At 54.8% G+C, this 20,898-nt stretch carries 27 protein-coding genes; 17 read left to right on the forward strand and 10 right to left on the reverse strand.

Features of this window, described 5'->3' with window-relative positions; genetic code table 11:
* Window positions 1-143 precede the first annotated feature (143 nt).
* From A3709_RS06410 to A3709_RS06435, 6 genes are all read left to right on the forward strand, one after another.
* Complete coding sequence (locus A3709_RS06410) at window positions 144-692, forward strand: recombinase family protein (protein WP_066051748.1); 549 nt, start codon at window positions 144-146, stop codon at window positions 690-692.
* 17 nt (window positions 693-709) lie between these two features.
* Window positions 710-1,240 carry a helix-turn-helix domain-containing protein gene (locus A3709_RS06415; RefSeq protein ID WP_066051751.1) on the forward strand — a complete coding sequence of 177 codons (531 nt, stop codon included), beginning with the start codon at window positions 710-712 and terminating at the stop codon, window positions 1,238-1,240.
* Window positions 1,241-1,454: 214 nt separating this feature from the next.
* Window positions 1,455-1,949 (forward strand): hypothetical protein, encoded by a 495-nt coding sequence (locus tag A3709_RS06420; protein ID WP_066051755.1) that lies wholly within the window; start codon window positions 1,455-1,457, stop codon window positions 1,947-1,949.
* Window positions 1,950-2,031: 82 nt separating this feature from the next.
* Complete coding sequence (locus tag A3709_RS06425) at window positions 2,032-3,120, forward strand: hypothetical protein (RefSeq protein WP_156507585.1); 1,089 nt, start codon at window positions 2,032-2,034, stop codon at window positions 3,118-3,120.
* Window positions 3,117-3,362: a hypothetical protein gene (locus A3709_RS06430; RefSeq protein WP_066051762.1), complete on the forward strand. Its 246-nt coding sequence runs from the start codon at window positions 3,117-3,119 to the stop codon at window positions 3,360-3,362. The genes A3709_RS06425 and A3709_RS06430 overlap by 4 nt, the downstream gene beginning before the upstream one ends.
* 48 nt (window positions 3,363-3,410) lie before the next feature.
* The gene (locus A3709_RS06435) at window positions 3,411-3,650 is read left to right on the forward strand and encodes a hypothetical protein (protein ID WP_066051765.1); all 240 of its coding nucleotides are present in this window, start codon (window positions 3,411-3,413) and stop codon (window positions 3,648-3,650) included.
* Window positions 3,651-3,714: 64 nt separating this feature from the next.
* Here the strand turns inward: A3709_RS06435 and A3709_RS06440 are convergent, their stop codons facing one another.
* Window positions 3,715-4,035, reverse strand: a complete 321-nt coding sequence (locus A3709_RS06440; RefSeq protein ID WP_066051768.1) for a hypothetical protein — start codon at window positions 4,033-4,035, stop codon at window positions 3,715-3,717.
* 29 nt (window positions 4,036-4,064) lie between these two features.
* A complete protein-coding gene (locus tag A3709_RS06445) occupies window positions 4,065-4,556 on the reverse strand; it encodes a DUF2513 domain-containing protein (RefSeq protein ID WP_197484090.1) in 492 nt (163 codons plus the stop codon).
* Window positions 4,557-4,780: 224 nt separating this feature from the next.
* Between A3709_RS06445 and A3709_RS06450 the strand changes: the two genes are divergently transcribed.
* The 6 genes from A3709_RS06450 to A3709_RS06470 all read left to right on the forward strand — a co-directional run bounded on the left by A3709_RS06450 (window position 4,781) and on the right by A3709_RS06470 (window position 9,086).
* Complete coding sequence (locus A3709_RS06450; protein WP_066051773.1) at window positions 4,781-5,533, forward strand: HNH endonuclease; 753 nt, start codon at window positions 4,781-4,783, stop codon at window positions 5,531-5,533.
* Window positions 5,534-5,536: 3 nt separating this feature from the next.
* Complete coding sequence (locus A3709_RS06455) at window positions 5,537-5,953, forward strand: hypothetical protein (protein ID WP_156507586.1); 417 nt, start codon at window positions 5,537-5,539, stop codon at window positions 5,951-5,953.
* Between the two features lie 3 nt (window positions 5,954-5,956).
* Window positions 5,957-6,733 (forward strand): NERD domain-containing protein, encoded by a 777-nt coding sequence (locus tag A3709_RS06460; RefSeq protein WP_066051779.1) that lies wholly within the window; start codon window positions 5,957-5,959, stop codon window positions 6,731-6,733.
* Window positions 6,734-7,557: 824 nt separating this feature from the next.
* Window positions 7,558-8,064, forward strand: coding sequence for a DUF6680 family protein (locus A3709_RS06465; RefSeq protein WP_066051782.1), 507 nt, complete (start codon window positions 7,558-7,560; stop codon window positions 8,062-8,064).
* Between the two features lie 67 nt (window positions 8,065-8,131).
* Window positions 8,132-8,440, forward strand: coding sequence for a DUF4124 domain-containing protein (locus A3709_RS24950; protein WP_369795125.1), 309 nt, complete (start codon window positions 8,132-8,134; stop codon window positions 8,438-8,440).
* A 4-nt stretch (window positions 8,441-8,444) separates the two neighbouring features.
* Window positions 8,445-9,086, forward strand: coding sequence for a hypothetical protein (locus A3709_RS06470; RefSeq protein ID WP_066051785.1), 642 nt, complete (start codon window positions 8,445-8,447; stop codon window positions 9,084-9,086).
* Between the two features lie 196 nt (window positions 9,087-9,282).
* Here A3709_RS06470 and A3709_RS06475 read toward each other — a convergent pair whose 3' ends face one another.
* The 4 genes from A3709_RS06475 to A3709_RS06490 form a co-directional block, all read right to left on the reverse strand.
* A complete protein-coding gene (locus A3709_RS06475; protein ID WP_082849937.1) occupies window positions 9,283-10,245 on the reverse strand; it encodes a S49 family peptidase in 963 nt (320 codons plus the stop codon).
* Between the two features lie 102 nt (window positions 10,246-10,347).
* Window positions 10,348-11,166, reverse strand: coding sequence for a formyl transferase (locus tag A3709_RS06480; protein ID WP_066051787.1), 819 nt, complete (start codon window positions 11,164-11,166; stop codon window positions 10,348-10,350).
* 153 nt (window positions 11,167-11,319) lie between these two features.
* Window positions 11,320-11,562: a hypothetical protein gene (locus tag A3709_RS06485; RefSeq protein ID WP_066051790.1), complete on the reverse strand. Its 243-nt coding sequence runs from the start codon at window positions 11,560-11,562 to the stop codon at window positions 11,320-11,322.
* A gap of 6 nt (window positions 11,563-11,568) precedes the next feature.
* Window positions 11,569-13,284: an FAD-dependent oxidoreductase gene (locus A3709_RS06490; RefSeq protein ID WP_066051793.1), complete on the reverse strand. Its 1,716-nt coding sequence runs from the start codon at window positions 13,282-13,284 to the stop codon at window positions 11,569-11,571.
* A gap of 197 nt (window positions 13,285-13,481) precedes the next feature.
* On the opposite strand from A3709_RS06490, the gene A3709_RS06495 reads away from it, so the two are divergent.
* Window positions 13,482-13,961, forward strand: coding sequence for a cytochrome c (locus A3709_RS06495; protein ID WP_066051796.1), 480 nt, complete (start codon window positions 13,482-13,484; stop codon window positions 13,959-13,961).
* Window positions 13,962-13,979: 18 nt separating this feature from the next.
* Here the strand turns inward: A3709_RS06495 and A3709_RS06500 are convergent, their stop codons facing one another.
* Complete coding sequence (locus A3709_RS06500; protein WP_066051799.1) at window positions 13,980-14,630, reverse strand: cytochrome b/b6 domain-containing protein; 651 nt, start codon at window positions 14,628-14,630, stop codon at window positions 13,980-13,982.
* 96 nt (window positions 14,631-14,726) lie between these two features.
* Between A3709_RS06500 and A3709_RS06505 the strand changes: the two genes are divergently transcribed.
* The 4 genes from A3709_RS06505 to A3709_RS24955 all read left to right on the forward strand — a co-directional run bounded on the left by A3709_RS06505 (window position 14,727) and on the right by A3709_RS24955 (window position 19,038).
* A complete protein-coding gene (locus A3709_RS06505; protein WP_066051802.1) occupies window positions 14,727-17,003 on the forward strand; it encodes a TonB-dependent receptor in 2,277 nt (758 codons plus the stop codon).
* Between the two features lie 100 nt (window positions 17,004-17,103).
* Window positions 17,104-17,607, forward strand: coding sequence for a DUF3604 domain-containing protein (locus tag A3709_RS06510; protein WP_156507587.1), 504 nt, complete (start codon window positions 17,104-17,106; stop codon window positions 17,605-17,607).
* Complete coding sequence (locus A3709_RS06515; protein ID WP_066051808.1) at window positions 17,558-18,898, forward strand: DUF3604 domain-containing protein; 1,341 nt, start codon at window positions 17,558-17,560, stop codon at window positions 18,896-18,898. The genes A3709_RS06510 and A3709_RS06515 overlap by 50 nt, the downstream gene beginning before the upstream one ends.
* Window positions 18,799-19,038: a DUF3604 domain-containing protein gene (locus A3709_RS24955; RefSeq protein WP_082849939.1), complete on the forward strand. Its 240-nt coding sequence runs from the start codon at window positions 18,799-18,801 to the stop codon at window positions 19,036-19,038. The genes A3709_RS06515 and A3709_RS24955 overlap by 100 nt, the downstream gene beginning before the upstream one ends.
* 2 nt (window positions 19,039-19,040) lie before the next feature.
* Here A3709_RS24955 and A3709_RS06520 read toward each other — a convergent pair whose 3' ends face one another.
* The 3 genes from A3709_RS06520 to A3709_RS06530 all read right to left on the reverse strand — a co-directional run bounded on the left by A3709_RS06520 (window position 19,041) and on the right by A3709_RS06530 (window position 20,863).
* Window positions 19,041-19,538 carry a cyclic nucleotide-binding domain-containing protein gene (locus tag A3709_RS06520; protein ID WP_066051819.1) on the reverse strand — a complete coding sequence of 166 codons (498 nt, stop codon included), beginning with the start codon at window positions 19,536-19,538 and terminating at the stop codon, window positions 19,041-19,043.
* 13 nt (window positions 19,539-19,551) lie between these two features.
* Entirely contained in the window at window positions 19,552-19,956 is a 405-nt protein-coding gene (locus tag A3709_RS06525; RefSeq protein WP_066051822.1) for a TIGR01244 family sulfur transferase, read from the reverse strand.
* 100 nt (window positions 19,957-20,056) lie between these two features.
* Window positions 20,057-20,863, reverse strand: coding sequence for an enoyl-CoA hydratase-related protein (locus tag A3709_RS06530; RefSeq protein ID WP_066051825.1), 807 nt, complete (start codon window positions 20,861-20,863; stop codon window positions 20,057-20,059).
* Window positions 20,864-20,898 lie beyond the last annotated feature (35 nt).

The raw sequence follows: 20,898 nt of genomic DNA on the forward strand, positions 1-20,898 counted from the left end.
AAGACGGTGTCTTGTATGAGCCTGCCCAAACAAGACAACTTACCTCACCCATTTTGACGTCTTATTAAAGTTATATTTGACATATGAGACAAAAGTCTTATAATGTCTAAAACTTAATAATACTACTCAATGGGAAAGACACTATGTCTGAAGCAGTGATTGGTTACGCCCGTACATCCACGTTGGAGCAGGTAGCTGGTTTTGAAGCACAGATTACTGCGTTACAGGCTGCTGGAGCGACCAAAATGTTTCAGGAGCAAGTCTCCAGTGTGGCAGAAAGAGCGCAGCTGAATGCAGCATTAGACTACGTACGCGATGGCGACACACTGGTTGTCACAAAACTGGATAGACTCGCTCGCAATACTCGCCACCTGGGAGAAATCGTCCACATTCTTGAGGCCAAGGGTGTTTCATTGAATGTGCTGGATATCAACCTGGACACCAGCACCACCATGGGCAAGTTTATGCTTAGTGTCATGGGGGCAGTCGCAGAGCTGGAACGAGACATGATGCTTGAGCGGCAGAAAGAAGGTATTGCCAAAGCACAAGCCGAGGGACGGTATAACGGTCGTCCAAAGACCTACGATGCAGACAGGGTGAAGGCACTCAAAGATGGGGGTGCAAGCATAAAAGAAATCCAGGAAGAACTGGGTATTTCCCGCGCTTCCATCTATCGCCTTTTGAAAGAGTAACGCCAACGGAGGAACCAGTGGCAACGAAGACATCCCCTGATACAGAAGCACAAGTCGTCGTGCTCAGAGCTGCTGGCTACACCCTACCTGTAATCGCCTCCAAGACTGGGGTAAGCAATTCCACCATCAAACGTATCCTGAAGCGATCCCCGGCTCCATCTGATGCCGTTCAGCTTAACCTGGTGCAAGAAGCTCAAACTGCACTGCGGTCCGAATTCTCGTCGGAGAGCGCACTTGGTGGGCTTTATGCATCACTGCTGGCTGACACCATCCACCAGGTTGAAACTTCTCGTATCATTGCTGATGAGGCGCTGACTAAGCTGAAGGCGTCTGACACAAAGGACGCGGCGCTAATATTCCGAGCACTGACAGCGCATGCAACGGCCCTGAAGACACATGCTGACACCATTAAGGCCATCGCCCCGATGCCTGAGAGGTTGGATGAATTGCCTACACTACGCATCATGACTCTGTCTGACGAAGATGAAGAGGAGCTACGGCGTGAGCAACGAGAAGATGACGAACGACTGGGAATTGTTTCCGACTGAGCCATTGTTGACCCCGAACTGGCGGGTCATCCTTAGAAAAAAGGCGATGGGCCGCAGACCCTTGGTTTGATAGCTAGAACCGATTTGAAAATCGGCCCTGCCTCACCGGGTAAAAGCACCTCTAAGAAAAAAATTCGATGTATAGCTCAATGCTTCAATGGTATACCATTGTGTGGTATAATATTTTGCCAAATATACATAGTGGAGACGTACCTTGAGCGCTACAGCACCGAGAGAACGCGGATCAATACTGCTACCTAAGGAGCGCATCGGCCAACTGAAAGAACTGGCAGCTCTTGAGGGCTGTACCGCAACCGAATACCTGGAAGAGCTGATCAGGGTCAGATCACGAAAACAGGGTATTGGCTTACCTGGTTTCACTATTGGCCATGTAGAAGGTGGAAACCTGCTCATCGCCTTTGAACAGCCCTCCTTCTTTCCATTGACGGAACTCACAGTTGAGGAAGCGAGACGCATAGCCAGAGACATCAGAGCACTGCTCAAGGGTGGCCCAAGGGTACGCCCTACCTTCGAAACAGACACAGGCCATCTGATTGAGGTCTACCGGCAGGCTAAGGGCATCGTGCTGTGTCGCTATACGGATCAGGCCAAGGGCAAGCAATACAAGAAGTCATTCACCGAGAGTGTGGCGCGGGATGTGGTTGACTGGCTAGAAGCTGGCGCGGACCGAGTGGAGGCTACACAGTGACGCCTGAGAATAGAAAAACCCCGGCCACGAGCGACCAAAAGCTGGGGTTATCCGTCATACCTTTTGACCTCGATATTTTACCATGACTGAAACCACAGACACGCATACTTCCTACAATTCGAACGTTCTGGAACTGCTACGGGCCAAGAGTTCAGATCTAGGATTGAACCGGAAATCTCGCCGGAAAAACCGACAACCCCGCAAGCGCCCCCGCACCCTTGGACACCGCTTCAGCCCAGAACACGCAAGGCTCGGCGCGAATTGGTTGGATTTTCTCAGAAGGTCTCATGCAGTATATAGGGGAACACCCACATCCCCCCTTACCAACACAGAGCTACTCTCTTTCTGGAAATCCTTAGCCACTGACAAGCAAAAGCAGCTGGTTGCAAATTTCACTGATCATGAATCAATCATCACGGATCTATACCAGGGTGAGACCATTGAAAGTGAAACTGGCTACCTGAAACATGGTTACACCAAAGCAGTGATGTTTCAGCTTGCGTTGGGTAATGAGAATGTCTGTACACACAGCATCCGGTTTAGTGATGAATTCATGGATAGGATTTCAAAGCACTCAAGCCAGTCGATCTCTCAGGTTGTTAACAAGACCATAAAAAAATCGCTGAAAGAAACCTGGAGTGAGAGTCCGCTGGCAGACGGTGTTCCAATGCCTCTGTATGTCCACGTATTGGATTATCCGGAATATGTGAAGCGTGACACCGGCAAGAAGGTCGATCCGCTAGAGCGCGGTCCTGGTGGCTTCCACGTGCATGGCCTGATTCAGGCTGACGATGTTCAGCTGCACCTAGCAAAACAGGCGTTCATTGAGGCATCCAATGGCTACAAGTCTGGCCACACCATGTTCGGGCGCGTAAACAAGGCTGTCCACTTCGGTGAACCGTGTGGCAAATATGAGAACAGGGGCGGCAAAAGCACCAACTGTCTGAGCGACTATCCTGGCGCTGTGCGGGCTTCCTATGATGATTACAATTTCAACCAGTGTTGGTACATGCACAACAAGGAGAAGCCTGTGAGAGCCGCTGAGAAGGCACTGAAGGTGAATGTTGGCAGCATGTGGGGATCAAGTGCGGGACTGAGAGCGGAAGCAGATGCCAGCCTGAGGCTGTTCAAAGCACTGATGAGCGGGATGCAAGGGGTAGTCTTAGGATGATCAGTGAAAGTCATTACTGGAAAGATGAATTGCTGGACGTTGTCCGCCGGTTGAAATCTACCAAAGCCATTTTCCATGAAAGAAAAGATGCATTGTTTCAGTTAGAGAAAGATTTGCTGGTTGGGTTCTACTCTGTTCGCAAACTGATAGAGGCACGGACAAAAGTCACGGACGAGACTCGGCAGGCACAGTACACCGTGCAGAAGAAGCCGAACATAAAGCCTGTTAATCACGTCAACTAACACAGCATCTGGGCCAAATACGATCTCGATGGCGGTGAAGACATCCAAATGGACGCCTGGAACATCTCCAGCATCTTCATTCACAGCTACATCTTGATGAGCTGTCTTGATGAAGACGAACAACTGGATGGTGTATATGTCACGTCAGAGCGCTTTAAAAATAAGCACTTGCTCTACCTCGAAACAGATACGATCTGCGATATCTTCACTGCATTTGGCGAGGACTATCCAACACAGTTTAAGTGGACTGACTTGCCTGATGGGCAAGAGCGTTTCCTGGGTGAATAATTACGTGGCTTCACGCCAGCTGAGCATTCCATCCGGGGCAGCCTGGTCGTCTTTAGACTCTTAATCAACCAACACAGTCCACCAACACGTACCAGCGGTCATCACGTTCAGTGAGGCGTTCTGATCGCTCAGACAGGATCGTGTGACCACTGGCGCACTTTCCTGTCTTTTCCAAAAGATCGCCCACCACGATCACTCGCCCTTCAGGGGTGCGTGCATCCACACCGCTGCCCCAGATCGCGGGGAACATCACCTCATAGTCAGCGCCCTGCTCTGTGGCGTCTGTGACGGCCATACCACCATTAACCAATCCCTGGTTCAGCTGATAGTCGTGGGCGCAGCCAGTGACAGCCAGGGCAAGTACGGTGAAAGGGATAATACGCATAGTCAGCTCCTTCTGATCGAATTGCTACGTTATCTATCGGTGCGACAGGGGTCAATCAGTAACTTTGTGTAAGGCCAGTTAATTGTGTAATGGGTCGTCGCGAGCACGGTCAGACCGGCAGACGAGGATTCTGCGAGCCGATCCGGTGACTTACGCTCAGGCGAGCCCCAGGGCGGTCGTGGCGAACGACACGGCCACCGCCTTGACCACATCCATGGTGAAGGACCCCCCTCCCCCATGATCATGTCTTTGGTGCTACGCCAGATCGAGTCATCACGCACAGCATCTAGAAAGTCATGGCCAATCCATGTCAGTCTGCGAATAAGGAAGTTCTGAGGACCACTTCCAAGGCTACGGGATAGCACGGCGACTATCAGACCAGCCTCTTCCATCAGGATGACATGGTGCGAAATGTCATGCTGGCGGGCCGGGTCGTAGTCACTCAAGCTGATGCTTGCGTCTGGCGGCAGCTGCTCCGTGGCCAGTAGCAGTTCACGAATTACGTCCCAGTCTCTCTTCATCACACTCTTCTTGTGCACATGTCGCATGTATTAGTATGCAGCGCCTAAACCGTCGCGTGGCAGCGGCGCCCGGCGCCACAGAATGAGTATACAACCACACGCCGTCACAGCACCAAGTGGCGCACCGCAGTCCCATTAAGTATCGATCCGCTGAAGAATGTTGTTTTCGCTCCAAAGTGATGCGAGCATGGTGCTTTCACCAAAATGTCACATGGAACGTAACGATGAGTGATGACGGCCAGGCTTCGCCTGCCACCCAGCCACGAAATCCGCCCTGGACTCGTGACGAACTGATCCTAGCCTTGAACCTCTACTTCCAAGACCGAAGTGCTGCGGGCAATGACACGCACCCGGAAGTGATCAACCTGAGCAAGCATCTCCGGGCGTTACACATTCACCCCAAGGTGGTCCGTGAAAGGACGAACTTCCGCAACTCCAATGAGGTTGGCCTAAAGCTGGCAAACTTCCGTGCCGTTGACCCCAGTGAACCCGGCGGTATGGCCTCTGCCAGCGCGCTGGACAAGCAGGTGTTCAATGAGTTCGCGAACGACAAGGCTGCGTTGTCAGCCGCCGCTGAGCTGATCAGCAGCCTGGGAGAGTCACTCCCTCCACCAAGCCCGCACGACGCAGACGAAGAATATGAAGGCTCTGAAGGTAAGCTCATAACCCGTGAACACCGACACAGAGAGCGTGATGGCAAGCTGCCAAAGCAAAAGAAGGCAGCGGTAATGAAGAAAACCGGGAAACTGGCCTGCGAAGTGTGCGACTTCGACTTCCACGCGCAGTACGGTGAGCTAGGTAAAGAGTTTGCTGAATGCCACCACAAGAAGCCCGTCAGCGAAATGAAGCCTCATCAGAAGACCAAGCTCGACGACCTAGCCATCGTGTGTAGTAACTGCCATCGCATGATCCACCGGACCAGACCCTGGAAGTCGATTGAGGAACTCAAATCGCTACTTAATGAGAGCGAGGTCTAGTAGATGAGAAAGCTCATTCGATCATTCTTCGCTGCTCTATCGGTACTTCTCTTCGGCGTGATCATGTATGGAATACTCACCCAGTTTCTGGGTGTCACCATGATCAAGTTTGGCGAAGAGGTCGCAGCAAAAAGCACTGCTCGCGCCAAAGCCAATGCAGCGCAAGCCCAGCAACGCGTGGCAGACCAGAAGGCAAAAGAACAACGTGAGCGAGACGCAGCGGCTCAGAGAGAGCGATTTGAACAAGAGCGACGTGCCGCCTTCAACAAGCAGTACGTGACTCCAGATGGCTGCGAATATCCTCAAAATGAAAATCAGTTTATCGAATGCGCAAACCACAAGATGCGTGCAAAAAATGTGTTCTTCGCTGAATACGGCACCTACGCTGAAGGTGCGGTGATCACGCTACATGAAGGCTAACTGATGGAGCTTATAGCCGGCATCATATTGGCGATAGTATCTGCACTGGGATATCACCTGGCATGGATAATTCCACTCGCCATTCTGTGGTTTATCGCAGACACAGCCTGGTTCAAGGGGTGGTTTGGTGAGTGGCTGGTCAACCGTGCTCTGGATAAGAATCTCGATCCAGAAGAATATTGCGTGCTGCACGACATCACCCTCCCCTATAAACGTGGCACGACTCAGATCGATCACATCGTCATATCGCAGTACGGCGTCTTCGTCATCGAAACCAAAAACTACAGCGGCTGGATATTTGGTTCGGTCACGCAACGGCGATGGACTCAGACCTTCCATCGCTCAAAGTTCCAGTTTCAAAATCCACTACATCAGAACATGAAACACGTCTACGCCGTCGCCGATGTGACCGGAGTACCGGCATCCATGATCGACTCGGTGGTTATCTTCATAGGTTCAGCCAAGTTTCGAACACCAATGCCTCCCAACGTAACGACGGGACGAAAAGGTGTACGGTATATCCAGAGAGCAAGGGAGCGAAAGTTCACTCCTGCGCAAGTGGCAGCAATGGAGCAGGCGATTCAACGTGCTCGCAAAGAACGGGGGCGTAAAACCAATAAGGCACACGTTGAAAACTTGAAGAGCGCAAAGGCTCAACCCCACTGCCCCAAGTGCAACAGCCCTCTGGTGCTGCGCACTGCCAAGAAAGGCGCGAAGGCGGGTTCTCAGTTCTGGGGCTGCAAAAACTTCCCCAAGTGCCGCTACACGCGCCCTGCCTAATCATACCAGCGCAGCACTCATGATCTGTCGATTCTGATCCTTGCCGCTGTCATCGTTGTGCAGGTATCGCTCCGTCACAGCAACTGACGAACGTCCCCGAATAGCTTTGGCCACGTGTATCGCCGTGCCAGAGCTAACCGAGATCGACGCTGCCCTGTAGATCGGATCATGTGACACCCGAGTAGAGGAATGGTACTGTCGGTGGGTCTGCATAAAGAGACTAAAATTTAACCAACAACAATAGTAACCATAGAATCAGTCACATTGGATCTACCGTATACGCCCTACGGCATCTTAGTTCCTGTCCGGCCTCCGCAAAATCCCCGAAAGCCTGCCACACGGGCACTTGAAGCTCTTCTGAGGCATCGCAGACTGCATGTGGTCTGTTTCGTGGTCTGCAGGCACCAAGTGACTGATTCTCAATCAGGAGAATCAGAATGGACTTTAATCGTTTCCTAGTACGCACCCGCCCTGGAGCTACATGACAAGTCAGGATTTACATACTAAAGCGCTTGCTCCACTTCTTTAGCGGTAAAACTCAGCTAAAGAAAAGCACAGACTGTCAGACTATTCGGCGCTGTGAGGGCTTCTGGCGACGATTAGCATTTCTGGCAGCCCTGGTACTGCTCGCAGAAGATTGAGCGGGCACGAGCCGCTAGCGAAGCCCAGTGGGTTGATATTGGTCATGGGTGGGGCAGAAGCTATGGTCTACGCGGAGAAGCGCAAGCCAGTCTGACCTTGTTCAAGAAACGGGTAGACAGCGGTATTATCTAGATAGGCGGAATGTCTGTACCCAACCACACCCACAAGCAAGGAAGAACGTAGTGGAGCTTTTAACCCTCATAGCAATATTGACCGGCCCCATAATAGCGGTCCAGGTGAGCCAACTTCTAGAACGCAGACGCGAACGGCGCGGTGGCAAGGAATGGGTATTCAAAACACTCATGCGAACTCGAGCGACTACCTTGAGTCAGCAGCATGTTGAAGCGCTCAACATGATCGATGTTGAGTTCTACGGTTCAGGGAAGAAGGATAGACACGTTGTCTCTGCATGGAGGCTTTATCTCGACAGCCTGAATGATTTCAATACAGCTGAAGCTGTAATTATTGCCAAACGCAAAGACCTATTCATTGATCTTCTATCTGCAATGGCCACTGCTCTCGGATACGAGTTTGATCGCGAACACATCAAGAATACTACTTATATCCCGCAACATCACGTCGATGTAGAAACTGAACAACAGCAGATTAGAAAGGGTTTCTTGGGCGTACTAAAGGGAGACATATCGGTTCCAATGTATGTCACCAACCTGCCCAAAGACGGGCGATAGACCTGCGAGCACACAGCCGAAGTAACAACGACAGTTAGCTCAACAAAGGTAATAAAACATGCAAACAATGACTAGGGTTTTAATCTTGTTCGTTCTTGTCATTTCAGCACAGTCAACTCTATCTCAGACGATCTACAAGTGTGTAGACAACCAAGGGAAAGTAGAATTTTCTGACAAAGCCTGTGCGAATGATGCGGAAATACTAGAGATTAAAGCCACCAACGGCATGGACCCTGCATCGCCGATTTCCTACGGGTCTCGGTACAACAATAGTACCTCTTCGAACGATTCTCGTAGCGGTACGAAAACTGGTCCGCGAGGTGGAAAGTACTATTACACCAAGAACGGCACCAAACGATACCACTCACAGGACTAGGATCATGGACGATCTCAATCAAAAACTTATAGCAGCACTAATAATAATTCCGGTGCTAGTCGGAATACTCACTTCGGTGAAACTGGCGAGTGTTGTAATGATTTGTATATCTCTCGCCCTCTTTTTCTCAAATATTGGACAGTTTAAGTACTTTAAAGCTGGCATGTTTGAAGCCGAGGTTAGAGAGGCCGTAAATGAAGCATACGCTGCAATAGACGAGCTGAAAGAGCTGGGACTCGCACTTAGTGAACCCATAGTAGATCAAATGCAAATAGATCGGATGCCCTTACAGTACATTGATGTCAGCCACAAACTCGAGCACACAAAAAAAATATCAGACACCCTGTATCGACTGGGTGCTTCCGATGAAGAAGTGAATGAAGCCACATCACTACTAATCAGTAACGTGCAGGGACATCATGTATTAAAAGTTCAGGGCAGCCTTAAGAGGGAAAATCCCGAAAAAGAAAATTTGTTCGTAGATTTTGAACGCTGGGACAGGAGTGAATGGGGCACTGCAAAAGTACACTCTTTTATCGCGGAGCACACCTTACATACAGGAACAGAGACCGACCAACTTATTTTGGACCTAACCTACTTCGAGGAAAATAAAACACTTAGACGCCCAGACACCTGGGGACAATAGTCTTCTGGTACTGTACCGTGGTCTGCAAGTTGGTCTGTTTGCTCAGATCATCTTTTAATCAAAATCAATTATTAGCAATGGAATCAGTTGCTTGGGACGCCCTGTGCGCCCTTAAAAGCGTGCCGGTTCGAGTCCGGCCTCCGGTACCAATATTCCAGATTCAACGTCCTCTGAAAGGCCTCTGACATAATGCGGGTCAGTATTTCATATATAGCCTTGCCCGCTGCGAGGGTTGCACCACGCCCCCCAGCTCAACACCAAGGCCGCCAAGCAGGTCACCCAGTAAAGACGCCTCTTCGTGGGTGTAGTTAAGCAGGCTGTCAGACTCGAATACATCCCGGTTGACCTCGCCGACAGTGGCAAAGTCGTCGATGAGACCCAGTTCCTTGGCCCGCTCTCCGTTCCAGATCAATCCGGTAAAGATTTTTGGATCGCTGGAGAGGCGCTCTCCCCTACCGCGTTTCACATCCTCAATAAACAGTTGGTGCACATCTCCCAGTACTTCTTCCCAGAAGGCGACTTGTGCGGCATCGGATTCGCTAAAGGGGTCGAGAAAGGCCTTGTTATCGCCGGACACAAATTCGCGTCGCTCGACGCCCACTTTCTCCATCAGCCCGGTGAAACCAAAACTTGCCGCGGTGACGCCGATGCTCCCGACAAGGCTGGCCTCACTGGCGTAAATCGTATCTGTCGCGGAAGCGATGTAATAAGCGCCCGATGCGCCGATATCGCGAATCACAGAGACGATGGGTTTCTCGTGCAGTGCTTTCAGCCTGAGAATCTCATCGTAAATATCCTTGGAGTGAACCGGGCTGCCACCGGGACTGTCGATCTCCAGAATAATGGCGGTGACGTATTCGTTCTCAAAAGCCTCCCGTATGCCGGGCAGCATTAAGCTGGTTGACGTTTCTTGCTCGGAAATCTCGCCGTATATCTCCACCACTGCGACGTGGTCATGCCTGGGAGGCATTGCGGCAATGTAGCCGGCAGCGGCTGATACCAGAATGATCGCCACATAAAAGATGACCGAGCCTTTCAGAATATTCGACCATCGTGCTTTGGATGCCTCAGTCTTCTGGGCATTTTCCATGAGGCTGATCTGCCTCTCCATCAATTCACGCTCACCGGGCGTGGCTGAATTACGGCTTTCTTCTGTCACCTGGGCAGCTCCTTTTCCACTGGGTGTCCGTTTAGTACCGATCGTCTGTTACTCACAAAACTCTAGCACGCAGTTTTCTTATACGCGAACGCGGGGAAACCATCACGCCTGTGCCAATGAGGCACCTCGGTAACGCTTTGCCAGCGCAAATAGGCGCGCCTCATCCACCAACCGCAAACCTCTGGCGTGAAAGGCATCGATATGGGCCTGCTCTGGATAACTGTAATAGCTTCCCTCACCGTCCTGTTCCAGGGCGAGCACGCTCTCCCCTGCCGCCAGAGCGGCTACTGCGGCCGTAATCAATTGAATGCCAGGAAGATAAAGGGCGAGCACGTTGTCCAGATAAGGCGAGTTGTAATCCACCGGCACTGATACCTCAGAGATCACACCGCCAGTGTCGATAGAGCCATCGCTGATGTAGTGCAGAGTGGCCGTCAGCTGCTCATCGCCATTGCTCATTGCCCAGAAACTGGCCATGACACCGCGATAATCAGGCAGGCGACCAGAGTGCAGATTGATGACGCCGTGGCGAGGAATGGCAATCACCTCGTCCTTGAGAATGCCGCCATAGCGCAGGGAAAGAATGAGGTCTGGGTCAAGCTCGCGAATAGTCGCCAGCGACGTAGGTGAATTAATCGCGTTCTCGATTTTTGGCGGGGCCTGCAGGTATTTGCTGAGGCCCTGAAAGCTGAGCAACTCGGCATCCTGGCAGGGCCGCTCATCGAGCAATGGAAACAAAAGCTCGTTAAACAGCGACTGCTCAAAGAACCTCAGACGCTCGATATCATCGGCGCGCTTGCGAACACCGCCAACGGCAGAGGAAAGCAGCAGCTGCACAGAATGCCCCTGCAGCTCCGGCAGCAACAGGTTAAGCGCATAGTTACTAGCCAGATCACTATTAGAAAGGAGAAGCAGTTTCATCGTGCGCCCACTGGATATCTTCGGCTATAGAACATCACAGCTGAGAGACGAGCTCAATAGTCAAGCATGCCCCGGCTAGTCGAGTCGATACTGCGATACGCCACACTATTTAAAGGCTCTGCCAACGCGCAGCCCCGATACAATCTGGCTCAACTAAACGAGCGGCTCCTCACTGCCATCTTCGCGCAGATGCACGAGTCCTAATCCCTCGCCAGATTCGTTAAGCAGAAACTGGATCACCGCACGTCGCAAATCCCAATCATCCGTTTTGGCGGCGGCTTCGTCAGCCCGGTAGGCGTGCTTCATCGCCGTGGCAGTGTCGCCCTGATCGAGATGTCGCTGGGCCAGAGAGAGATTCTGTTCAGCGATTCTGTGCGGTGATTCCAGTGAGGTCATCAGACGTTAGTCCTGATAGCCCGTAATGGCCTTTGCGGCCTGGTAGCCAAAGGTCATGGAAGGACCGAGCGTGGCACCCGGGCCGGGATAACATGGCAGCGTTGGGGCGCTGCAGTTACCACAGGCATACAGGCCTTCGATCACTGAGCCGTCTTCGTGCACTACCTCGGCGTTAGCGGTAATCACCATACCGCCCTGGGTGCCAAAGTCACCGGGATCGACTCGTACTGCGTAAAACGGCGCCTTCGCAACAGGTCCCAGGCAGGGGTTGGGTTCCATGCGCGGATCGCCGTAGTAGCGATCGTAGGCAGACTCACCCCGGTGCAAGTCGTCGTCCACCCCTTTGCGGGCAAATTCGTTCATTCTGCCAACGGTTTTTTCCAGGCCCTCGGGGTCTACAGAAATCTTCGCAGCCAGTTCGGCAATAGTGTCAGCCTTGGCCATGAAGTTTTCCTGTTCATAGCGCTTCCAGGGCACCAGGAAATCAGGCATGAGTTGACTGGTGTAAATCGGGCCAACAAAGTATTTGGAGCGGAAGTCCGCATCAAATACCTGCCATGTCGGGTAGGTGGGATTCTCTTCTGTGTGCTTTTCAAAGGTTTCCAGCTGGAACGCCATGTAGTTCTGGGATTCGTTGCTGAAGCGCTCCCCCGCCGGATTCACCACGATGGAGCCCGGGTAGGATTTCTCCATGATACTCAGACGAGGAATCTCCTCGCCAGGCGGAGAAATGGTGTTACACCACCAGGCTTCATCCATGCGATGCATTTTCGCACCCAGGCGCAAACCTTCCTGGTGTGCGTCACCGGTATTATCCAGGGTGCCGGCACTCCATTGGTGATCGGTGGGCTTGGGCAGATATGCCTCGCGCATTTGCTGGTTGTGCTCAAAACCACCAGCTGCCAGCACTACACCTTTGCGCGCCTGAATGCGCAAGGTCTTGCCCTCGCGCTCCACTTCCAGGCCCACGACCTTGCCGTCTTCCTGAATCAGCTGGGTCATGCCGGTGTTGAGCCAAAGCGGCATGTCGCGATCGAGCATGGACGCCCGCAACCGCGCCACGCCGGCACAGCCAGTGGCCAGGCGGCGGTGAAACTTGTCTTTCAGGCGCCAGGAAAAATCGAGGATGTAGTCCAGCACCAGTTTTCCGGCCATCTTCATCCAGCCGGGCTGCTGCCCCACAAATACCGCTGCTTCCACCTGGGTAATCCCGATACGCCCGCCAATGTGCATCATCGGGTGGGTGCGCCGCAGGCGGCGCCATTCCTCGCCCAACTCACTGGCATCAAAGGTGGCCGGCTCCATCGACCGATGGCCCGCCATGGCACCGTCGAGATTGGTGTAATAGTCGGGGTAGTGCTCCAGGGTCTGATAGCAGACCCGCGTGCGTTCATGGAGGAAATCGACCATCTTGGGGCCGTTTGTCAGGAAAGCGTCCAACTGATATTCGGGCACCTCCTCCTCGGTAATCAGCTGGCGCAGGTAGGTCTTGGCTTTGTCGAAGGAGTCCTCTGCACCTGCCGCCTTCGCGTAGCGATTGCCGGGAATCCACACCCCACCGCCGGAAATCGAGCTGGTGCCGCCGTACTGGTCGGACTTTTCAATAACGAGCACATCCCGGGTGCCCATTTCGTAGGTGCACAGCGCGGCTGTCATACCGCCGTTGCCGGAGCCGACCACGACCACGTCGAAGCTGTAATCCCACTGTTGTTCGGTGCTCATTGCGCACTCCTGTCATGTTTATGGCGTCATGGTAGCTCAGCGGGCACTCCGCCATGAAAGCCTGGGCGGCTTTTGGCGCGAGAGGTTTAAATTGTTGGTCGCAGAGGGCAGCTACGGTTTAACTATCGGCATCTTGCCGGTCTGGCCTCCAATTGCATACACTGGTCCGCGAACACACCTTTACTAGGGATTGAATAATGAAACGCTCACTTCGCAATACCTGTCTGACCCTCGCTGGCGCCACTGCTCTGGCCGCCTCTGTCCAGGTTGTCGCTCACATGGACACCGACGAGCCCATGCAGGCCTACCGTCAGTCTTATTTCAATCTGGTGGCCATGAACTTCGGCCCGATAGGCAAAATGCTCAAGGGCGAGATGCCCTGGGACGACGCCAAAGTGAAAACCTTCGCCTCAGAGCTGGGCGCCCTGGGCAGCATGGATGTAGGCCGCGCCTTCGGCCCGGGTACCGACAAGGGCACTACCCGCGCCAAGCCCGGTATCTGGGAAAATCAGGAAGACTTCACCGCCAAGCTCACCGACATGCGTGAAGCCCTGGCATCACTGGCAGTGGCGGCAGAATCCGGTGACAAGAAGGCTATCGGTGCTGCGGCAGGCGCCGCCGGCAAAAGCTGCAAAAGTTGCCACGACGAGTACAAGTCCAAGGAATACCTGTACTAGCGTCAAATAACGCCATCCCTACCAGAGGGACGGCGGGGGGCCGGGCGCCTGCTCCAGCCCCCACCACAAGCCGCAGGCCAGTATGGCAACCACAATAATCGCCCACCAGAATGGCACAGGCGCAGCCCGCCCGGTGCGGTCCGGTGCCCGCCCGGTAAACATCGCCCCAATCATGCCATCCTTTTTCAGGAACTGGTGATACAGGCCCACGGCGATATGCAATCCCACCAAAACCTGCAGTAAGGTGAACGCCCAATCGTGGATGGCGCCCATCGTGTCCCTGACATCGGAATCCACTGCGTAGTAGAGGGGGCCGTTGAAAAAGACATCATCAGTATTGAACAGGCCGCTGACCGCCTGGAGCAGGAGCAGCCCTAGCAGCGCAAGAATAGACCAGGCGCCCAAGGGGTTGTGACCGGGTGTGGGACTCCCCTGCCCGCGGATATACGCCAGAATTTTGCCCGGGCCCGTTACAAAATCTGAAAAACGGGAATGCACGCTGCCAATCACGCCCCACACCAGGCGAAAGCCGACAAGCACGAGAATGGTTATCCCTGCAGCCTCGTGGACATCCAGCCGTTCAGTCTCGGCACTCCACCAGGCGAGTCCCACAGCGGTGACCAATGACCAGTGAAACAACCGGGTAGGTATATCCCAAATCGGATGCATGTCAGTTCTCTTTCGCTACATTTGGCAGGCCTCATCAGTGTAACAGCCGATGTAACCGCTGTGCTAAAGTGGCGGCATAACGACAAGAGACCGTGCATGCAACTGCGCCTTAGCCTCACCCTGGGACTCACCACCTCCCTGACGGCCGCTGCCGCCCAGGCCCAGCCACTCGACACCAGGCTCGAGGAGGTCATTGTGACTGCCCAGTTGGTGGAACAGTCCGCCCGGGAAACACCGCTGTCACTTGTCACCCTGGAACAGGACACGCTGCGCGATCTCGGCATCGCCGGTATCGACGACATCCGCGCTCAGGTACCCAACTTTGTCATCGATCGTTTTCCCTCCAGCCAACAGACGCTGCGCCTGTTTGTCCGCGGGCTGGGTATTACCGATGTCCAGATCACCCAGGACCCCGCCGTCGGCGTGTATCTCGACGGGGTTTACCTCGCCCGTTCCACGGGCTTGGCCACCGACGTCGCTGATCTTGAACGAATCGAAGTATTGCGGGGGCCCCAGGGTACGCTCTACGGGCGCAACACCACCGGCGGCGCGCTGAACATGGTCACGTCGAAACCGGATGCCGAGCGGCCCGCGGCCAATATGGAGCTGGGCGCGGGAAATCGCGACCGGCGCTTTGCCAAAGCCAGTCTAAACCTTCCCCTCGGTGGCGAGCACGCCATTAAGCTGGCGGCACTCGGACACAGGATCGATGGTTTCATCGATAACCAGGGCCCGGGCGGAGGCTTTGGCGATTATCGCGGTGAAGCCTATAGGTTCGATTGGCGCTGGCAACCGGATGATCAGTTAACCCTCGACTACAGCTGGGATAAATCACGACTGGAAACCTATAACTACACTCCCCAGGCCGTGGCCCCCGGCATTCCCACAGGCACCCCCGTAGACGCGGCGATCATCAGTTCGCAGCGCTTTGTCACCTACAGCGAACGCCGCCTGGATACCCTTGCCACCAGTGTGCCGCTGCTGCCAACCGACACAACGATTGAAGGTCACGCGCTGTCACTTAGCTGGGATTGGTCGGCACTGACGCTCAAATCCATTACCGCCTGGCGCGAGCTGACCGATGACAGCTACATTGATTTCGCCAGCGGCGCGAGCGAGGAGTATCGCGTGGACTTCTCGGCGATTAGCCTGGGTAATGGCGAGCAGACCTACCCTAGCGTGCGCACGCGGGTGGATCAGGAGCAGTTTTCCCAGGAGTTTCAGGCGCTGGGGCAATGGCAATCCCTGGATGCGATTGCCGGACTGTATTACTTCGAGGAAAAAGCGCGTGAGAACTGGTTTCCCATGCACCACATTTTCAGCTTCCCCATTATTGAGTCGGGCGATCAGGCCGTGGCGGTGAACATCCGCGCGGAGGACAACCAAATCGAGAACCAGGCCCTGGCCGTTTACAACCAGCTGACCTGGCACGCTACCGACGTCTGGCATTTGTCCCTCGGATGGCGCTACTCGCGCGACCAACGTGAGGTCGAGCGGCTGTTTCGACAGGAAAACTACGTTGATTTCGGCGACGTTGTACTCGGCCCCTTGGAAACCTCGGACTTCGAGGCGGCAGCAAAAGAAGACTTCAACAACCTGTCCTTCAGTGCCAGCGTAGAGCACGATTGGAGCGAGGGTACGCGGCTTTACGCCAAGGTCGTGGAGGCCTACAAGAGCGGCGGTTTCAATACCCGCGACCCCAACCCCGAATCTTTTGCCAAGGGCTTTGACGAGGAGATTAATCGCACTGCAGAAATAGGTCTGAAAGGTGTATGGTCCCAACAGGCACTGCGCGTTAACCTCGCGGCGTTCTACTCGGATATCGAGGACATGCAACTCAATTTCCTGCTGCCCAACAGTATTTCCGACACCCGGGTGTTTAACAGCGGCAGCGCCACACTCTCCGGGATCGAGCTTGAGGCATCGGCCTTTCTCTCCAGCAAGCTATTAGCCCGGGTCAGCTATGCCTACCTGGACACAGACATAGACGACGTGATCGACCCCTTTAGCGGTGAATCCCGCCGCTTCTACTTCGATAACGCACCAAACAACAGCGCCAGCTTTAACGTGGACTACGCGATCGCCGATTTCAGCTGGGGCAGCTGGGCGCTCAACATCAACGGCAGCTATACAGATGAGCGTAAAAAGCAGGACGCTCAATTAGCCATAGATAGCTACAGCCTGTTGGGCGCCAGGCTGTCGCTAAGCGACATCGCCGTGGCGAAGGGTGAACTGTCGGTCTCCGCCTGGATCCAAAATGCGCTGGATGAAGACTATGTCACGTTTACGATCGACAACCTCCCCCACGCCAGCCGCGCCGTATACTGGGGCAAACCGCGCAGCTGGGGGCTAGACCTGAGATACTCGTATTAAATTTTACGAGGATTAAACTTCCAATACCGCCCGCTTTGCCAGCGTGTTACATACATGAAAGCCTGTGCACCAACAGCGAAAAATCAAAGCGGGTACTCATATGCGCTCTCTCACCCTACTCTCCAGTGCGGCTTTGCTCGCGTCCTTCGCGCACACCAGCACCGCCCAGCCCTGCGATAATCACGACCCACTGCGCCGACCTCACTTTGGCGACACCCATGTACACACAGCCTGGTGGTTTGACGCCCGCTCACAGGATACCCGCAACAAGCCGGATGCGGCCTACCGTTTCGCCAAAGGAGAGGCGCTGGGTATCAAACCCTACGACGAGAATGACAAGCCTTTGCGCACGATCAAGATTGACCGGCCACTGGATTTCACCGCGGTCACTGATCACTCGGAGTTCATGGGCGAGATGCGCATGTGTAATGTGCAAGGCTCGCCGGGCTACTGGCACCCGGTATGCATGGCACATCGCTACTTCCCCAGCACCACCTTTGCCACGCTGGCCGCTATGGGCCTAAGCGGCAAGATGCGCTGGAGCAACATGTGCGGTGACAATCACGGGCTCTGCCTGGAGCAGGCGACCAACAGAAGCCTATGACCGCAGCTCCGACTGCAGTTTCACCAGCTTCATCGCCTATGAATGGACAGCGTCCGTCGGCTCGGGCCAGAACCTGCATCACAATGTCGTGTTCAAGAACGACAAGGTGCCCGACTACGCAATGTCCTGGATCGACACACCCTCCCAGGTAGACTTATGGAACTACCTGGAAAACGAGTGTGTGGCCAACAACCCCGGCTGTGATGCGGTGGTTATCCCGCACAACTCCAATCTCAGTGGCGGCCTCATGTTTGAAACTGCTCGCTTGGAAAACTCCACTATTCCCCCCGAGCCTGTCACTCGTGAAGAAGCCGAGCGCCGCGCGCGCTGGAACACGCTGTTCGAGGTGATGCAGCACAAGGGCTCATCAGAATGTCACAGCCGCCTGCCAGTGTGGTCCGAAAATAAGTACTGTGATTTTGAGAAACTGAACTACGATACCTTCGGCGGCAAAGACAGAGGCACCACCGGCGGGCTGCCACTATCGTGGCTGGCACGGTTTGCGCCTGAAGAGGATCAGCCCGTTACCAAGAAGCCCGATGCCTCAAACTTCCTGCGCTACGCGCTGAAAAAAGGTCTGCAGCAACAGGAAGAACTCGGCGTAAACAGTTTCAAGTACGGCCTGGTGTCTAGCACCGATACGCACATTTCTGCTCCCGGCCTGGCTATGGAGAAGAACCACCCCGGCCACGGCGGCGCCGGCATGGGTGCAGGTGACGGTGTGCCCGTGGGCCTGCCTGACGAACTCGAGTACGGCCCCGGCGGCCTTGCCGTGTTGTACGCCGAGGAAAACACCCGTGAATCCCTGTTCGCCGCAATGCAGCGCCGCGAAGCCTATGCCACCAGTGGCACCCGCCCTGTTCTGCGCTTCTTCGGTGGCTGCGATTACCCGGAAGACGTATGCAGCGCACCTAACATGGTCGCCCAGGGCTACGAGGGTGGCGTACCCATGGGCGGCGATATGGCCGCACCGGACGCCGACAACACAGCACCACGCTTTATTGTCTCGGCCGTGGCGGATGCGGGCACCGATGAGTATCCCGGCATGCCGCTACAGCGCCTGCAGTTGATCAAAGGTTGGTATGAAGACGGTGAACTGCACGAGAAGGTGCTGGATGTTGCCGGTGCTGACAACGACGCCACGGTCGATATCAATATACCTGCGAAACCCAGGGCGCGGGCCACGGACAGCTGTGCAGCGTCTGGCAGGACAACGATTTCGATCCTGAGGCACAGGCGTTTTACTACACCCGGGTACTGGAAAACCCGACCTGTCGTTGGAGCCAGCTAATCTGTGTCGACGCCGGCGTACGCTGCGACGACCCGGCCACGATTCCCGCAGGCATGGAAAACTGCTGCGCGGCAGATCACAAGAAAGTCATCCAGGAACGGGCCTGGAGTTCGCCGATCTGGTACACGCCGGAAGCCTGAGTTCAACCCGCCTGCTGGGCGCCGTCACCGGCGCCCACGAGAAGATCCTCAAGAATTTCTATCTCTCGCGACAGCTCGCGCGCGAGATTTATCATCAGCAACCCAAAGTCCGCCGGGTACTCCACATGCAGGCGATAAAACAGCGTTTTGTCGATGTTCAGCCACAGTGTGTCCTTAACAGCGACATCGGTGCCGTTGTGCTCAATCATGCCAATCATAAGATCGAAACCGACCTGATCGCCAGGGCAATAGTAGCGGGTAAGCACCTCACAGGTATCGCCGCGCTTATAAAACGCCGTCTTGCCTGAGAGCACCACCTGGAAATCGTCCGCCGGCTCTTCAATTCGCTCCAACTTCTCGCCCTGAGCCAGAAACTGGATCTCGCCATCCCACAACAGGGTTTCAATGGCCTCATCAGAAAGCGCGCCAAAGGTGGCCAACTCACGAAAATACGGCAGCCCGTATTGAGCCAGTACGTCGGCCGCGGAACGCGTCTCCATGGCCGCAGCCCGCCTAGATGACCCGGGCAGCCATGCTCAGATCAAAACCGATGCCGCGAGCCTGGGCGGCGGCCTCGTCCTGAGCATCGACATCGCGGGTCACCACCCACAGGTTAGTGCAGCGCGTGCCGGTGCGACAAAACGCAAACACGGGACGGTCTTCATCGTCGAAAAAGTCCGCCATTTGATCCACTGCGGGGCCGGGAAAGTCCATCGCGGTCACCGGCAGGTAGTGGTACTCCAAACCCGCCGCCTTTGCCGCTGCGGCAATATCTGCGCTGCTGGGCTGGCCGGGCTCCTCACCGTCGGGCCGATTGTTGATCAACACCTTGAAACCGGCCTCAGCAATCTGGGGAATAATCTCCGGGCGAATCTGGCCGGCAACGCCGACCGTAGGGGAAAGTTTGTAAACGTTCATTGATACCTCCGATTGAGGCGTTATAGCAGAGCAATGCCAAGGGTGCCAGTCACGCTGCTGAAGAAGCAGCCCTGCGGCAAATACCTGAACGTAGCTTTACTTACTCACCGCTGAACTCAGGCGCACGCTTTTCACGAAATGCACGGGTGCCCTCGCGCGCATCCTTGCTCATCATAATGTCCGCGGCCTGGCCCATTTCAAAACCAAAGGCCTCTGCCCAGGGCTGGGTATGGGTTTCCAGCGCGGTACGCTTAATCGCCTGCAGCGCCAGCGGCGCCTGTGCACAAATGGCATCCGCATAGTACTCGGCGCGCGCCTGAAGATCCGACAGAGGCACCACTTCCGACACCAGCCCCATGGCCAGCGCTTCCCCTGCACTCACCGGTGCGCCGCCGAGCAGAATCTTCATCGCGTGGGCCCAGGGCAACTGCCGTGTCAGGCGCACCATGGAACCGGCACCGGGAACAATACCCAGTTTCGGCTCAGGCAGCGCAAACTGGGCATGCTCAGCGGCAATGCGAATGTCAGTCGCCTGGATCAGCTCAGTGCCGCCGCCCAGCGCCCGGCCATTAATCGCGGCCACCACCGGCTTGTACAACGTTTCTCCCTTCAACATCACCTTATCGGAAATCAGCGGGTCGTTCTTTAGGCGTTCTTCCACTTCCGAGGTGGGCTCACGAGCACCAGTCCACAGCGGGATAACATCGCCAAGGTCTCCGCCGCAGCAGAAGTCTTCATCGCCCGCCGCCGTGACAACCGCCACCCGGATATCGGTGTCTGCACGCACCTCATCCCAGGCGTCCGCCAGGCCGATAAAGGCCTCGCCGTTGAGCGTATTTTTTGCCTCGGGGCGGTTGAGAGTAATCCAGGCCTGGTGGCCGCGTTTTTCGAATTGTATGGCGCTCATAGCAGTAGTTCCCTACGTAAGAACATTTAGCCTAG

Source organism: Halioglobus sp. HI00S01, from assembly GCF_001635445.1.
Classification (GTDB): domain Bacteria; phylum Pseudomonadota; class Gammaproteobacteria; order Pseudomonadales; family Halieaceae; genus Halioglobus; species Halioglobus japonicus.